This window comes from Micromonospora sp. NPDC050417, assembly GCF_044458865.1.
GTDB lineage: Bacteria > Actinomycetota > Actinomycetes > Mycobacteriales > Micromonosporaceae > Micromonospora_G.
Genome location: NZ_JBITIH010000007.1, coordinates 239,340 through 253,819 on the forward strand (window position 1 = coordinate 239,340; position 14,480 = coordinate 253,819).

Consider the following 14,480-nt stretch of genomic DNA (forward strand, 5'->3'; position numbering starts at 1 on the left):
GGGAGACGCTCGGCGCCGGATGGGCGACGGGTACCGGTGGACGACGGATGCCGCAACGCCGGCGGCGGGCGGGCCGGGGGCGACGGACGGTCAGAGCCGGGCGGACGCGCGGCGCTCCCGGGGCAGCCACCCGAAGCTGTCCGCGCTGGCGCCGAGGGGCTTGTACTCGCACCCCACATAGCCGCGGTAGCCGGCCCGTTCCAGTTGGGCGAGGAGCCCGTCGAGGTCGAGGCCGCCGGTGCCCGGCTGGTGGCGCCCCGGGGCGTCGGCGATCTGTACGTGTCCGATGTGACCGGTGTGCGTGGTGATCACCTTCTCCAGGTCCTCACCGTTGCTCGCCAGGTGGTAGAGATCGCAGAGCAGTCGGACGTTGTGCTGACCGGAGCCGACCCGTACCCGGTCGATCACCGCGCGCACGTCCGCGGCGGTCGCCAGCGGGTAGGCCGGGTTCTGTTCGCTGTTCAGCGGTTCGAGCAGCACGATCGCACCCGCACCGCCAGCCGCCTCGGCGGCGAGCGCGAGGTTCTCCGCGGCCAGGTCGTCCTGCGCGGCCGGATCGACCCCGTCCACCCGGTTGCCGTACAGGGCGTTCAGCGCCCGGCAGCCGGTCGCCTCCGCGATCCCGATGGCCACGTCGATGTTGTCCCGGAAGCGGGCCGAGTTCGCCGGCTGGGAGAGCAGCCCCCGGTCGCCGGCGGCCATGTCACCGGCGGCGAAGTTCAGGCCAACCAGACGTACGCCGGCGTTGTCGAGCGCGGTGAGGAAGGCGGTGACGTCGCGGTCGGCCGGCACCGGCTCCGCGAACGGCCACCAGAACTCGACCGCGTCGAAACCGGCCTCGGCGGCAGCCGCCGGTCGGTGCAGCAGCGGCAGCTCGGTGAAGAGAATGGAGAGGTTCACGTCGAACCGGAGATCGTGTGCCGTCATGGGCGGAGACTCCTGCGGGTCGGGGCGGGCGGAGGGTCGGGGAGCGGCGCCGCCGCCCGTACCGGTCGCGACGGCACGGGCGGCGGCTGGCGGTGGAAGGTCACACCGCCGGGTAACGGGCGTGCGACGGGAAGTTGCCGTAGAGCCGCTCGTCGGCCGGACCCTCGGTCACCGCGTGGACCAGCAGCGTTCCGCCGACGAAGGCGCCCCGCCAGGACGCGCCCTTGCCGCCGAAGACCTCCTGCTTGTCGCCCCGGGACCGGGGCCGGTTGACTCCGACCTTGAACGCCTGCAACTCGCCGCTGAGCCGGTGCGCCGTCGCCTCGTCGTCGCAGGCGATCGAGGCGACCAGCGCGCCGTTGCTGGCGTTCATCGCGGCCAGCAGCTCCGCCTCGGTATCCACCAGGACGATCGTGTCGACCGGCCCGAACGGCTCGGCGTGGAACAGTGGCGAGGAGGGGGGAGGGGCCAGGATCGCGGTCGGCGGCAGGTACGCCGAGGTGTCCTGACCCGGGAGGAAGCGCCCGTTCTCCAGCGAGCCCCGGTAGAGCGGCACCCCGCCCTTGGCGATCGCCTCCTGCACCGCGTCGTCGAGCTCCTTGACCTTGGCGTCCTTGATCAGTGGCCCGAAGTCGAGTTCGGGTAGCTCCTCCTGACCGGGCTCGACCGCGAGCGGGTGCCCGAACCGCACGGCGCGGACGGCGGGCAGGTACGCGGCGAGGAACTCGTCGAAGAGCGACCGCTGCACCACGTAGCGCGGGTACGCGGTGCAGCGCTGCTTGCCGTACTCGAAGGACTTGCGCACGTTGGTGGCGAGCAGGTCCCAGTCGCTGAACTCCCACACCCCCCAGCAGTTGAGTCCCTCCTGCTCGAGGACGTGGCGCTTGTCCGAGTCGACCAGCCCGGCCACCTGACCGCCGACGTCCCGCCCGCCGACGAAGAAGACGCAGCCGATCTCGGGGGCCGCGACCAGCACCGAGGAAAGTTCCGCCCCACCGCCGCTGATCAGGGTGAACGGCAGGTTGTGCCGCGCGGCGATGGCCACCGCCAGGGTCAGGCAGCTCACCCCGCCGTCCGAGGGGGCCTTGGCGATCACTGCGTTGCCGGCGAGCGCCTGCACCAGCATCGCGTGCATGATCACGCTCATCGGGTAGTTCCAGCTCGCGATGTTGCTGACCGGGCCGGCGAGCGGGGCACGCCCGTCGACCATCTCGTCGATCTCCTCGACGTACCAGCGCACCCCCTCGATGCAGCGGTCGACGTCGGCCCGGGCCAGCCGCCACGGCTTGCCGATCTCCCAGACCAGAAGCAGCGCCAGGAGGTCGCGGTGTGCGTCGAGTTCGTCCAGTGCCGCGCTGACCCGCGCCTTACGCGTGGCCAGCGGCAGCCGGGACCAGACCTGATGGGTGTCGAGGGCCGCCCGGACCGCTGCGGTCGCGGTCGGGCTGGTGACCCGGGGCGGGCCGGCGATCGGCGTACCGTCCACGGGGGAGGTGGCCAGGGCGGGCACGCCGTCGGCCTGCCAGCGGCCGTCCCAGTAGTTGCAGAGGCGGCCGTCGTGGAAGGCCTCGGGTGCTACCTCCTGGCAACGGGCGTAGACGTCCGACCAAGCGGTGCCAGGTTTGAGGATCAGGGGCACGGGAGCCTCCAGGGCGTCGGGTGTCCTGCGGATGTGCTGGCGCGCCGGGTCGCGTCAGGCGTCTGGTGGTACGCCGAGGACGCCGGCGTCGCGCCGCTGGCTGGCCGGCACCGGATTCCGGTGTTCACGACTGAGCCATTCGCGCGTACTGCATACAGTATTCTGTCGCCCGGACCAGTGCAAGGCTTCGGCCGGGTATTCGCTGCTGGGGTGCGGTTTCGTGGCCAACTCCGGTGGCCGTCCGACCGCGACCGGTCCGCCGTGGGCACAGCGGTGGGGGACGGGTGGGTGGGTGGTGAGTCTCAGGCCGCTGTCATGGTGGGCGTCATGGCCCGCCGTGCGACGGACTTGGCGAGCAGGTCGGTGGCGGCGTAGACGGTCCGCAGGGTGGGTGCCGGCGCGCTGGTGATGTCGGCCATCTCCACCACGGCCGCGACGATCGCGTCCAGTTCGAGTTCCTTGCCCGCCTCCAGGTCCTGCAACATGGAGGTCTTGTGGTGCCCGACGCGTTGTGCGCCGTCGATCCGCTTCTCGATGGAGATCTCCGGGTGGCTGCCCACCCGGGAGGCGATGTCGAGCGTCTCCTCCATCATCTGCGCGACCACCTGCCGGGTGCCGGGGTTCTCGCAGATCTCGATCATCGTGGCCCGGGTCAGGGCGCTGATCGGGTTCAGGGACACGTTCCCCATCAACTTGATCCAGATGTCGTCGCGTAGCTGGGGCTCGACCGGGCACTTCAGGCCGCCGGTGATCATCGCGGCGCTGAACTCCGTACACCGTCGGGAGATCGTCCCGTCGGGCTCGCCGATGGAGAAACGTGTGCCTTCGAGGTGTCGGATCACCCCGGGTGACTCGATCACCGTGGCCGGGTAGACCACGCAACCGATCGCCCGCTCCGGCTCCATTACCGCCGAGGTCTGGCCGTCCGGGTCCACCGCCTCGATCCGCTGGTTCTCGTACGGACCGGAGAGCTTGTGGAAGTACCACCACGGGATGCCGTTCTGGGCCGCGATGAGGGCGGTGTGTGGGCCGAGTAGCGGGCTGAGGAGCGGCCCCGCCGAGGCGTACGAATGCGCCTTGAGGCCCAGGAGGACGTAGTCCACCGGACCGACTGCGGCGGGGTCGTCGGTGGCGTGTGGATGGGCGGAGAAATCCCCTCGGGGACTGAGGATCCGAACTCCGTTCTGTTGCAAAGCGGCGAGGTGCGCACCGCGGGCGATCAGGTGGACGTCCACTCCGGCGCGACAGAGGGCCGCGCCAACGTAGGCGCCGATGGCGCCGGCTCCGAGCACTGCGACTCGCACGGGCTGCTCCCTTCGAGCGCACACAAAAGACAGACTTCTGTATGCGTTATGGGGAGTACAGTATGCAATAGGGGTTCGTCACTGACAACCCTCGGTACGCCCGTGCCGGGAACGGGCGTGGGTGACGTCTTGCCTGGAACCGGTCGGCGGTACACCGGCCGCAGCGCCCCCGTACTCCGCCGTCCTCGGCCACGCCAGCGGCCCCGACCAGGCAACTCCTGGGCGGGGCGGTTCGGGGCGTGCACCCCGGGGCCGGCGGCGGCGTACCGGTGAGGGACCGGTGGAAACGGTGGAACATTCGGGGGCGCCCTGGACGGCGTAGGCCGGCGTGACACCACCGGACCCACGCCGCCTCGGGGCGGCTACAGCACGGGCGTACTACGCCGCGCTGTACGAGTGCTGGCCCGTCCCGGCCAGTCTCCCGCCATCAACGATCAGATACTCGTCGCGGATCGCCCGACCCTGGAAGTAGGACTCAAGGATTTCCCGGGTTCCTGCGGCGTACCGCGCCTGGGCGGAGAGAGTGGTGCCGGAGGTGTGCGGCGTCATGCCGTGGTTCGGCATCGTCCGCCACGGGTGGTCCGCCGGCGCCGGCTGCGGGTACCACACGTCGCCGGCGTAACCGGCCAACTGGCCGGACTCAAGTGCGCGGACGATCGCGTCCCGGTCGACGATCTTCCCCCGGGCGGTGTTGATCAGGTACGACCCGCGCCTCATCTTCGCCAAGAGCGTGTCGTCGAACATGTTCTCGGTCTCCGGGTGCAGGGGACAGTTGATCGTCACCACGTCGCACGCCCGGACCAGCGACTCGACGTCCGGATGCCAGGTGACGTTCAGTTCCTGCTCGATCTCCGGAGCGAGCCGGTGCCGGTCGGTGTAGTGCAACGCGACGTCGAAGGGCTTGAGCCGACGCAGCACCGCCAACCCGATCCGACCCGCGGCGACCGTGCCGACCGCCATCGCCTCAAGGTCGTACGCGCGGGCCGAGCAGTCGGCGATGTTCCAGCCGCCGTCGCGTACCCACTGGTGCGACGGGAGGTAGTTGCGTACCAGGGCGAGGGTCATCATCACCACGTGTTCGGCCACGCTGATGCTGTTCGAGTACGTCACCTCGGCTACCGTGATGCCCCGTTCGATGGCGGCCGTCAGGTCGACGTGGTCCGAACCGATGCCGGCGGTGACGGCCAGTTTCAGGTTCGGCGCCTTGGCGATTCGTTCCGCGGTCAGGTAGGCGGGCCAGAATGGTTGGGAGATGACCACCTCGGCGTCGGCGAGTTCCCGTTCGAATACCGAGTCGGGACCCTCCTTGTCGGAGGTGACGACGAGGGTGTGTCCCTGGGACTCGAGGTACGAGCGCAGGCCGAGTTCGCCGGAGACACTGCCGAGGAGCTGGCCGGGAATGAAGTCGATCTTTTCCGGACTCGGTACGCTCTGCCCACCGGGATAGTGGTCGACGTGCGGCACACTGTCCCGGGCGTAGGAACTCGGGTAGCCGGTGACCGGGTCGTCATAGAGCACGCACAGCACTTTCGCCATGGTGGTGTCCTCTCTCGAAACGATCGGGGACGGATCACGGCCCGAAAACTCGTGTGGCGGTTCTTCACCACCCATTCCTGGTGGTGGGTGTCCGGGTCGCTCCGTGAACAGTTCCCAGCCTGCGCCGTACCGGATCCGGCCACAATGAGCAGTTCCCGAACGCCCGATCGGTGCCGCCTATCGAGTACGGCCAGACTCGGATGCCGTGGCCGAACGCCGATGTTCGGCGGCGAGCGCCGGCGTCAGTCGTCGACTCCCGCGACCAGGTCGACGGGGACCAGGTCGTCGAGGCTGCGTTGCAGGTCCAGTCCTTCCGCGACGCGCAGCAGCGCGCTGGCCACCAGCGGTGGCGGGTCACGGTCGAGGACGACCAACCCGACCGTGCTGGTCGCGGCTGGCCGGGCCAGTGGCAGTACCCGGGTGCCCGGCGGCACCCCGAGCAGGCCGAGCCAGGCCTGCGGGATCACGCTCGCCCAGCGCCCACTGCGTACGTGCGAGCAGAGGGTGGAGACCGAGTTCGTCTCCATCCGGGGAGTCACGCTCACCCCGGCCCGGTGGAACAGCCCGTCGAGGATGCGCCGGTTCTGCATGTCCGGGGTGAGCAGGCAGAGGGGCAGGCGGGCCGCCTCTGCCCACCCGACCTCGGAGCGGCCGGCGAAGTCGCCGTTCTCCGGCGTGAGCAGGACATAGCGTTCGGAGTAGAGGGGTACGGTCCGGAAGCCCACCATCGGTTCACCGGAGAGGTAGGTCAGACCGGCGTCGAGTTCGAAGTCGGTCAGCCGGCGCAGGATCTCGTCCGAGGTCAGCGACAGTACGGTGAGGTTCGTGCCGGGGTGGCGGTCGCGGAACGGCCCGGTGAGCAGCGAGACCGGGGGCAACGAGGCCGGTACGGCGCCGAGGCGCAGTTGTCCGGTCAGGCCCTCGTGGCTGGTCCGGCCGAACTCGGCCATCAGTTGGTCCCGATCGGCGAGGAGGCGCCGGCCCCAGGTCAGGAGCCGTTCGCCCTCCGGTGTCAGTCCTTCGAAGCGGTGTCCACGACGCACCACGGCGACCCCGAACTCCGCCTCCAGCTTGCGGATGCCGTCGGAGAGGGTGGGTTGGCTGACCCAGCAGGCAGCCGCCGCCCGTCCGAAGTGGCCCTCGCGGGCGAGGGCGCTGAGGTATTCCAGGTGCCGCAGGAACAAGGCCCACCAACCCTTCGTCCACGAACTCTCCGCTTGACCCCCGGTCGCGCCGGGTGACAAGCATTGCATCCCATGACACCTAGCCTCCTAGGATGCCGAGGGGTGGTGCCCGTTCTCATGTCACCGAACGGTGTCGGTTACGTCGACAGATGAGCGTCGTTCGCGTACCCCATGGTCGACGGAAACCTGATCTTGAAATGCTGGACTGATGTATGACTTCGATCTCCTCGTGCTCGGGTCTGGCCCGGGTGGACAGAAGGCGGCGGTCGCGGCGGCGAAACTCGGCCGACGGGTAGCGGTCGTCGAGCGCGTCGACATGGTCGGCGGCGTCTGCATCAACACCGGGACGATCCCCTCGAAGACCCTCCGCGAGGCGGTCCTCTACCTCACCGGGCTGAGCCAACGGGAGACGTACGGCCAGAGCTACCGGCTCAAGGACGACATCACCGTGGCCGACCTCGCCGCCCGTACCCAGCACGTGATCGGGCGGGAGATCGACGTCATCCGCAACCAGTTGTCCCGTAACCGGATCCGGCTGATCGGCGGCACCGGCAGGTTCACCGACCCGCACACCATCGCGGTCACCGACCATGGCGGGCGCGAGTCGGCAGTGACCGCCGAGAAGATCGTGATCGCCGTCGGCACCCGCCCGGCCCGCCCCGCCGGGGTCGCCTTCGACGAACGTACGGTGGTCGACTCCGACGGCATCCTCAACCTCGAACAGGTCCCCGGCTCGATGGTGGTGGTCGGCGCCGGCGTCATCGGCATCGAGTACGCCTCGATGTTCGCCGCCCTCGGCACGAAGGTCACGGTGGTCGAGCGGCGGGACAGGATGCTCGACTTCTGCGACCTGGAGATCGTCGAGGCGTTGAAGTACCACCTGCGGGACCTCGCGGTGACCTTCCGGTTCGGTGAGGCGGTCGCATCGGTGGAACGGCATCCCCGGGGCGCCATCGCCGTGCTGGAGAGCGGCAAGCGGATCGCCGCCGACACCGTCATGTACTCAGCCGGACGTCAGGGCACCGCGGACGCGCTGGACCTGGAACGGGCCGGGCTGAGCGCGGACGCGCGTGGCCGGATCAAGGTCGACGAGTGGTTCCGCAGCGACGTACCGCACATCTACGCGGTTGGTGACGTGATCGGTTTTCCGGCGCTCGCCTCGACCTCGATGGAGCAGGGGCGGCTGGCGGGTCACCACGCCTGCGACGAGCCGGTACGGGAACTCTCGCAGCAGCAGCCGATCGGCATCTACTCGATCCCGGAGATCAGTTTCATCGGCCGGACCGAGGAGGAGTTGACCGCGGCCCAGGTGCCGTTCGAGGTGGGTGTCGCACGCTACCGCGAACTCGCCCGTGGCCAGATCATCGGAGATTCGCACGGCATGCTGAAACTCCTGGTCGCACCGGCCGACCACACCCTGCTCGGAGTGCACATCTTCGGCACCGACGCCACCGAGCTGGTGCACATCGGGCAGGCGGTGATGGGCTGCGGCGGCAGCGTCGACTACCTGGTCGACGCGGTGTTCAACTACCCGACCCTGGCCGAGGCGTACAAGGTCGCGGCACTCGACGCGATGAACAAGCTGCGGCACATCGCCCAACTGCCGAAGTGACCGTCGGGTCAGTCGTGGGCGGTGAAGGCGGCAAGCAGCCGGTCGGCGGCGAGCGCCGGGGTCAGGGTCCCATCGAGTACCTGACGTTCCAGGTCGGGAGCGAGCGCGGCGACCGCCGGATCCGCCCGCAGCCGGTCGAGTAGCGCCGAGCGGACCAGGTCCCAGAGCCAGCGCACCTGCTGCCGGCTGCGCCGGGCGTCGAGTTCGCCGCTGGTGCGGAGCGTCTCCTGGTGCGCGACCAGGTGGCGCCACACCTCGGTCAGGCCGGTACCCTCCTGACCGCTGCAGGTGAGCACGGGTGGCTGCCACCCGCCCTCGGCCGTACGCAGCAGCCGCAACGCGCCGCCCAGTTCCCGCGCCGCCGTACGGGCCTCGGCCGCGTGCGGGCCGTCGGCCTTGTTGACCGCGATCACGTCGGCGATTTCGAGTACGCCCTTCTTGATCCCCTGGAGCTGGTCGCCGGTGCGGGCCAGGGCGAGGAGCAGGAAGGAGTCGACCATCTCGGCGACCGTGGTCTCGGACTGTCCGACGCCGACGGTCTCCACCAGCACCACGTCGTAGCCGGCCGCCTCCACCACGACCATCGCCTCCCGGGTGGCCTGCGCCACGCCACCGAGGGTGCCGGCGGTGGGGGAGGGACGGACGAACGCTGCCGGGTCGGTGGCGAGCCGGGTCATCCTGGTCTTGTCGCCGAGGATGCTGCCGCCGGTACGGGTGGAGGAGGGGTCGACCGCCAGCACCGCCACCCGGTGGCCGTCGGCGGTGAGCAGGCTGCCGAGCGCGTCGATGAAGGTCGACTTGCCGACGCCCGGCACCCCGGTCACCCCGATCCGGCGGGCGTTGCCGGAATGCGGGGTGAGCGTGACGAGCAGTTGCTGAGCCAGCGCCCGGTGGTCGGGGCGCCGTGACTCCACCAGGGTGATCGCCCGCGCTATCCAGGCCGGGGCGCCGGCGAGCACGCCCGTGGCGTACGCCTCGACGTCAGGTGCGGCTCGGGTCATGCGGTGGGCGCCGGATGGCCGAGCCGGCGACCCAGTTCGGTGAGGAGGTCGAGGGCGGCGTCGGCGATGACCGTACCCGGGGGGAAGATGGCCGAGGCGCCGGCTTGCCGGAGGGCGTCGAAGTCCTGCGCGGGGATCACCCCACCAACGATGATCATGATGTCGTCGCGGCCGAGCGCGGCGAGTTCGTCGCGCAGCGCCGGCACCAGCGTCAGGTGACCGGCGGCGAGGGAGTTCACCCCGACGATGTGGACGTCGGCCTCGACCGCCTGGCGGGCGACCTCGGCCGGGGTCTGGAACAGCGGTCCGACGTCGACGTCGAAGCCGAGGTCGGCAAAGGCGGTGGCCACCACCTTCTGGCCACGGTCGTGCCCGTCCTGCCCCATCTTCGCCACCAGGATGCGGGGCTGACGTCCCTCGGCGGCACCGAACGCGGCGGTGGCGTCCCGGACCCGTTCGATGTTGGTCACCTCGCCGGCCTCGTTGCGGTACACCCCTGAGATCGTACGGATCCGCGCGGCGTGCCGGCCGTACACCGCCTCCAGCGCGTCGGAGATCTCGCCGACAGTGGCCTTGGCTCGGGCTGCGTCGACCGCGAGGGCGAGCAGGTTGCCGGAGAGGTCGCCGGCGGCGGTGGGCTCGGTGGCGGCGGCGGCCCGGCGCAGTGCGTCGAGTGCGTCCGCCCATGCCTTCGGGTCGCGTTCGGCGCGCAACCGTTCGAGCTTGGCGATCTGCTCGGCGCGGACCGCGCTGTTGTCGACCCGGAGTACGTCGATCGGTTCGTCCGCCTCGGGCCGGTACGTGTTGACGCCGATGACCGGTTGGCGACCGGAGTCGATCCGGGCCTGGGTACGGGCCGCCGCCTCCTCGATCCGCAGCTTGGGGATGCCCTCGTCGATCGCGCGGGCCATGCCACCGGCGGCTTCGACCTCCTGGATGTGTTCCCAGGCGCGGGCGGCGAGGTCGTGGGTGAGGCGTTCGACGTACGCGCTGCCGCCCCAGGGGTCGATCACGCTGGTGGTGCCGGATTCCTGGGTGAGCAGGAGTTGGGTGTTGCGGGCGATGCGGGCGGAGAAGTCGGTGGGCAGGGCGAGCGCCTCGTCGAGGGCGTTGGTGTGCAGGGACTGGGTGTGGCCCTGGGTGGCGGCCATGGCCTCGACGCAGGTACGGATGACGTTGTTGTAGACGTCCTGGGCGGTCAGCGACCAGCCGGAGGTCTGGCAGTGCGTACGCAGGCTCGACGACTTCGGGTTCTTGGGGTTGAACTCCCGTAGGAGTTTGGCCCAGAGCAGTCGGGCCGCGCGGAGTTTGGCGACCTCCATGAAGAAGTTCATGCCGATGGCCCAGAAGAACGAGAGCCGGGGGGCGAAGGCGTCGATGTCCAGACCGGCGGCCTGTCCGGCGCGGAGGTATTCGATGCCGTCGGCGAGGGTGTACGCGAGTTCCAGATCGGCAGTGGCCCCGGCCTCCTGGATGTGGTAGCCGGAGATGGAGATCGAGTTGAACCGGGGCATCCGCGCGGAGGTGTAGGCGAAGATGTCGGAGATGATCCGCATCGATGGCCCGGGTGGGTAGATGTAGGTGTTGCGGACCATGAACTCTTTGAGGATGTCGTTCTGGATCGTCCCGGAGAGCTGTTCCGGTGCGACGCCCTGTTCCTCGGCGGCGACGATGTAGAGGGCGAGGACGGGGAGCACGGCCCCGTTCATGGTCATCGAGACGCTCATCCGGTCCAGCGGGATGCCGTCGAAGAGTTCCCGCATGTCGTAGATGGAGTCGATCGCCACCCCGGCCATGCCGACGTCGCCGGTGACCCGGGGGTGATCGGAGTCGTACCCCCGGTGGGTGGGCAGGTCGAACGCGACCGACAGTCCCTTCTGGCCGGCGGCGAGATTACGCCGGTAGAAGGCGTTCGACTGTTGCGCGGTGGAGAAGCCGGCGTACTGGCGGATGGTCCACGGCTGGGTGGTGTACATCGTCGGGTAGGGGCCCCGCAGGTAGGGGGTGATCCCGGGGTAGGTGTCCAGGAAGTCGACGCCGGTGAGGTCCGCCGGGGTGTAGAGCGGGGCGACGCTGATCCCCTCCGGGGTTTCCCAGGCCAACTTCTCCGGGTCCACACCGGTCCGGTCGTGCACCTCCGCCCGCCACCGATCCGGGTCGGTCCCGGTGCCGGGGCTCGGCGTACCGAGTTCAACGTGGGAGAAATCCGGGATCATCACGCCACCCCCAGGTCACGTAGCGTTGTTTCGAGCACCGCGACCGCGTCGCAGCCGGTGAAGAGGTAGGAGTCCACGTGGTCGTACCCGCCGGGTTTGCCGGCGAGCCACACCCGGGTGGCTCCCGCGGAGGCGAGCGCTTCGGCGACGGAGGAGGCCAGCGCGGCGTAGCTCTTGTCGGTGCCGCAGATGCACGCCACGGTGGCACCGCTGGCGACGAACTCGGCGGCGATCACCGCCGGGTCGGCACCGGTTCCGCTCCGGGTGGTGGCCACGCCACCGGCGGCGAGGAGGTTCGCCGCGAACGATGCCCGGGCGGTGTGCGCGGCGACCGGGCCCAGGGTGGCGAGGAAGACGGTGGGCGGGGCGCCGGTGCCCGCCACGTGCGCGTCGGACCGGTCCCGCAGGGACTCGAACCGTTCCGCGTACCGGTGCCGGGGCAGGCCGCCGCCCACCGGCACGGGTGCCGGCACACGGGTCGGACGGGCCTCGTCGAGGTTCGGGAACTCGCTCACGCCGGTGATCGGATCACGGCGGTGGTCGAGGTTCTCCGTACGTCGTCGCCAGGTGGTCGCGAGCCGTTGCGCGACGATTCCGCTGGCGAGTGCGGCGGCCAGGCCACCGGCCCGTTCGATCTCGGTGAACCAGGCCCACGCCGCCTGGGCGAGGTCCTCGGTCAGGCGCTCGACATACCAGGAGCCACCGGCGGGGTCGATCACCCGGTCCACGTTGGCCTCGGCGAGCAGCAGTGACTGGGTGTTGCGGGCGATCCGGCGGCTGAACCCGTCCGGCAGCCCGAGTCGGGCGTCGAACGGCTGCACCGTCACCGCGTTCGCGCCGCCCACTCCGGCGGCGAAGCAGGCCAGGGTGGTGCGGAGCATGTTCACCCACGGGTCGCGCGCGGTCATCATCGCCGACGACGTCACCGCGTGCTGGTACTGCGCACCTGCCGTCGGGACACCGCATACCTCGGCGACCCGGGCCCAGACCCGACGTGCCGCCCGCAACTTCGCGATGGTCAGGAACTGGTCGGCCGTGGCGGCGTACCGGAACTCCAACTGTCCCAGCGCGTCGACCGGGTCGAGCCCGGCGTCGGTGAGCGCACGCAGGTAGGCCACCCCGGCGGCGAGCGCGCACCCGAGTTCCTCGGCATCGCTGCCGCCCGCGTCGTGGTAGACGGTGGCGTCCACGGTGATCGCCCGCAGCCGGGGGTGGTCGGCGGCGCAGCGGCGGGCGAGTGTCGCCGCCGTACGCGGATCAGCCGGGGTGCCGGTGCGGGCCTGCCAACCAAGCGGGTCGGCGCCGAGGCTGCCGCTCAGTTCGGCGGGGTCGACCTTCCGCTTGGCGGCGAGGGCGAACAGGGCGGCGGCGGCCGGTTCGGTCGCCGGACCGGCGTCGAGGACCAGGCCCGCGACGTCGAGGTAGACACCGTCGAGTACGGCTGATAGCGACTCGTGGTCCAGTCCGGCCGGTTCCAGGGCCAGCCAGATCGAGGTGACGCCGTTCTCCAGGTCACTCAGGACGGCTTCGCGGGTGGCAACCGGATCGGGGTCGGCGTGACGCTGCCGGACGTCCCAGCCGGGTCCGAGTGATCGGGTCGGCTGGCCGCCACGGGTGAACGGGGGCAGTCCGGGGAGGCCGGTCGGTACGGGGACGTCGGCGGCGGTGTACAGCGGGGCCACCCGGATGCCGTCGTACGTCGTCCGGGACAGCAGTTCGTCGACGGCCTCCGGGCCGGTCCGCTCGTCGGCGACGCCGCTTTTCCGCAGGACGGCGAGGGCCAGTTGGCGCCACTGGGCCGGCGTCGCGGGCACGAAGTCAGCGGCGAGGCTCAGCTCTCCTGGTGACCGGGTCATGAACGGAGACTAAGGGGGGCGCCGAGTGGCCCGCTCACCGGTGGGTGGGTCGGCGGGCAAGGGGGCCTGCTGTGGCGCCCGTTGCCAGAGTCGCTTCCGTGCTGCCGCCGTCCGGGAACTAACGGCACTATTCGGGCATATCGGTCGTTCGGGTCGGGTTGGCCGGTGCCCGCGCACCGGTGGATTGGCCCCTCGGACTGCGGGTATGCGGCCAACCATGACGACTCCCGCCGACCGCAGCGCGGCCGACACCATCGTGCTGATCCACGGTCTCTGGATGACACCGCGAAGCTGGGAACAGTGGGTCGACCACTACACCCGCGCCGGCTTCCGGGTGCTCGCCCCCGCCTGGCCCGGCATGGACGCCGAGGTCGAGCAACTCCGACGGGACCCGTCGCCGATCGCTCGGCTCACCATCGCCGGGATCGTCGACCACTACGACCGGATCATCCGGAACCTGGACCGGCCGCCGATCATCATGGGGCACTCCTTCGGCGGGGCGTTCACCCAGGTGCTCGCCGACCGGGGACTCGGCGCGGCGGCGGTGGCGATCGACTCCGCTGGTGTGAAGGGGGTGCTACGGCTGCCGCTGTCGACCCTGCGGTCCTCCTGGCCGATCCTGCGCAGCCTGGGTAACCGGCACAAGGCCGTACCGCTGAGCCCCGAGCAGTTCCACTACGCCTTCACCAACAGTCTGAGCCGGGAGGAGTCCAACCGGATCTACGGGCGCTACCACGTGGCCGGCGCCGGGGGAGTGCTGTTCGAGGGGGCAATGGCGAACCTCAACCCGCGTTCGGCGCTGCGGGTCAACTACGCCAACAGCGACCGAGCGCCGTTGCTCCTGATCGCCGGTGGCGCCGATCACGTCGCCCCGCCGGTGCTGAACAAGGCGAACGCCGGCCGGTACCGGCGCTCCCGGGCCATCACCGGCTACCACGAGTTTCCCGGCCGGACGCACTTCACCCTCGGACAGCCGGGTTGGCAGCAGGTCGCCGACTACGCACTCGAATGGGCGGTCGAGGCGACCGCGACGCACAAGCCGGACTACCAGCGGCAACCGGCACCGGTGGCCGGCCACTGAGTCCCCGCCCCTGGTGTCCGACCACACTGGCGCGCATCGAGACATGTCACAGGCGAGGATGTCGTACCCGCGACCGACCTCCTAGCCTCGGTGCACGCCGCGCCCCACCGCCGGCGTCTTCCCT

Annotated in this window: 10 protein-coding genes; 2 read left to right on the forward strand and 8 right to left on the reverse strand. The window is 70.4% G+C overall.

The window, feature by feature from the left end; genetic code table 11:
- Nucleotides 1-90: 90 nt before the first annotated feature.
- The 5 genes from ACIBF5_RS12145 to ACIBF5_RS12165 form a co-directional block, all read right to left on the reverse strand.
- Nucleotides 91-927 carry a hydroxypyruvate isomerase family protein gene (locus tag ACIBF5_RS12145; RefSeq protein WP_396810784.1) on the reverse strand — a complete coding sequence of 279 codons (837 nt, stop codon included), beginning with the start codon at nt 925-927 and terminating at the stop codon, nt 91-93.
- A gap of 100 nt (nt 928-1,027) precedes the next feature.
- Complete coding sequence (locus ACIBF5_RS12150) at nt 1,028-2,566, reverse strand: aldehyde dehydrogenase family protein (protein ID WP_396810785.1); 1,539 nt, start codon at nt 2,564-2,566, stop codon at nt 1,028-1,030.
- Nucleotides 2,567-2,868: 302 nt separating this feature from the next.
- A complete protein-coding gene (locus ACIBF5_RS12155) occupies nt 2,869-3,870 on the reverse strand; it encodes a 2-dehydropantoate 2-reductase (protein WP_396810786.1) in 1,002 nt (333 codons plus the stop codon).
- 378 nt (nt 3,871-4,248) lie between these two features.
- On the reverse strand, nt 4,249-5,406 hold the full coding sequence (locus ACIBF5_RS12160; RefSeq protein ID WP_396810788.1) for an NAD-dependent formate dehydrogenase: 1,158 nt from the start codon (nt 5,404-5,406) through the stop codon (nt 4,249-4,251).
- Nucleotides 5,407-5,648: 242 nt separating this feature from the next.
- Nucleotides 5,649-6,590 carry a LysR family transcriptional regulator gene (locus ACIBF5_RS12165; protein WP_396810790.1) on the reverse strand — a complete coding sequence of 314 codons (942 nt, stop codon included), beginning with the start codon at nt 6,588-6,590 and terminating at the stop codon, nt 5,649-5,651.
- Between the two features lie 208 nt (nt 6,591-6,798).
- On the opposite strand from ACIBF5_RS12165, the gene sthA reads away from it, so the two are divergent.
- Nucleotides 6,799-8,202 (forward strand): Si-specific NAD(P)(+) transhydrogenase, encoded by a 1,404-nt coding sequence (sthA, locus tag ACIBF5_RS12170; protein ID WP_396810792.1) that lies wholly within the window; start codon nt 6,799-6,801, stop codon nt 8,200-8,202.
- A gap of 8 nt (nt 8,203-8,210) precedes the next feature.
- Here sthA and meaB read toward each other — a convergent pair whose 3' ends face one another.
- The 3 genes from meaB to ACIBF5_RS12185 are packed head-to-tail and all read right to left on the reverse strand — an operon-like array spanning nt 8,211 to nt 13,275.
- The gene (gene meaB / locus ACIBF5_RS12175) at nt 8,211-9,203 is read right to left on the reverse strand and encodes a methylmalonyl Co-A mutase-associated GTPase MeaB (RefSeq protein WP_396810794.1); all 993 of its coding nucleotides are present in this window, start codon (nt 9,201-9,203) and stop codon (nt 8,211-8,213) included.
- Nucleotides 9,200-11,419 carry a methylmalonyl-CoA mutase gene (gene scpA, locus ACIBF5_RS12180; RefSeq protein ID WP_396810796.1) on the reverse strand — a complete coding sequence of 740 codons (2,220 nt, stop codon included), beginning with the start codon at nt 11,417-11,419 and terminating at the stop codon, nt 9,200-9,202. Before scpA ends, meaB begins: the two co-directional genes overlap by 4 nt.
- A complete protein-coding gene (locus tag ACIBF5_RS12185) occupies nt 11,419-13,275 on the reverse strand; it encodes a methylmalonyl-CoA mutase family protein (protein ID WP_396810799.1) in 1,857 nt (618 codons plus the stop codon). The genes scpA and ACIBF5_RS12185 overlap by 1 nt, the downstream gene beginning before the upstream one ends.
- Before the next feature lie 217 nt (nt 13,276-13,492).
- Here ACIBF5_RS12185 and ACIBF5_RS12190 point away from each other — a divergent pair, with 217 nt between their 5' ends.
- Nucleotides 13,493-14,356 (forward strand): alpha/beta hydrolase, encoded by an 864-nt coding sequence (locus ACIBF5_RS12190; RefSeq protein WP_396810801.1) that lies wholly within the window; start codon nt 13,493-13,495, stop codon nt 14,354-14,356.
- Nucleotides 14,357-14,480: the final 124 nt, after the last annotated feature.

What these genes read in the sequence shown, in the direction of transcription:
- ACIBF5_RS12145 (WP_396810784.1), bottom strand. Translation starts at nt 927, where the DNA reads ATGACGGCACACGATCTCCGGTTCGACGTGAACCTCTCCATTCTCTTC.
- ACIBF5_RS12160 (WP_396810788.1), bottom strand. Translation starts at nt 5,406, where the DNA reads ATGGCGAAAGTGCTGTGCGTGCTCTATGACGACCCGGTCACCGGCTAC.
- sthA (WP_396810792.1), top strand. Translation starts at nt 6,799, where the DNA reads ATGTATGACTTCGATCTCCTCGTGCTCGGGTCTGGCCCGGGTGGACAG.
- meaB (WP_396810794.1), bottom strand. Translation starts at nt 9,203, where the DNA reads ATGACCCGAGCCGCACCTGACGTCGAGGCGTACGCCACGGGCGTGCTC.
- scpA (WP_396810796.1), bottom strand. Translation starts at nt 11,419, where the DNA reads ATGATCCCGGATTTCTCCCACGTTGAACTCGGTACGCCGAGCCCCGGC.
- ACIBF5_RS12185 (WP_396810799.1), bottom strand. Translation starts at nt 13,275, where the DNA reads ATGACCCGGTCACCAGGAGAGCTGAGCCTCGCCGCTGACTTCGTGCCC.
- ACIBF5_RS12190 (WP_396810801.1), top strand. Translation starts at nt 13,493, where the DNA reads ATGACGACTCCCGCCGACCGCAGCGCGGCCGACACCATCGTGCTGATC.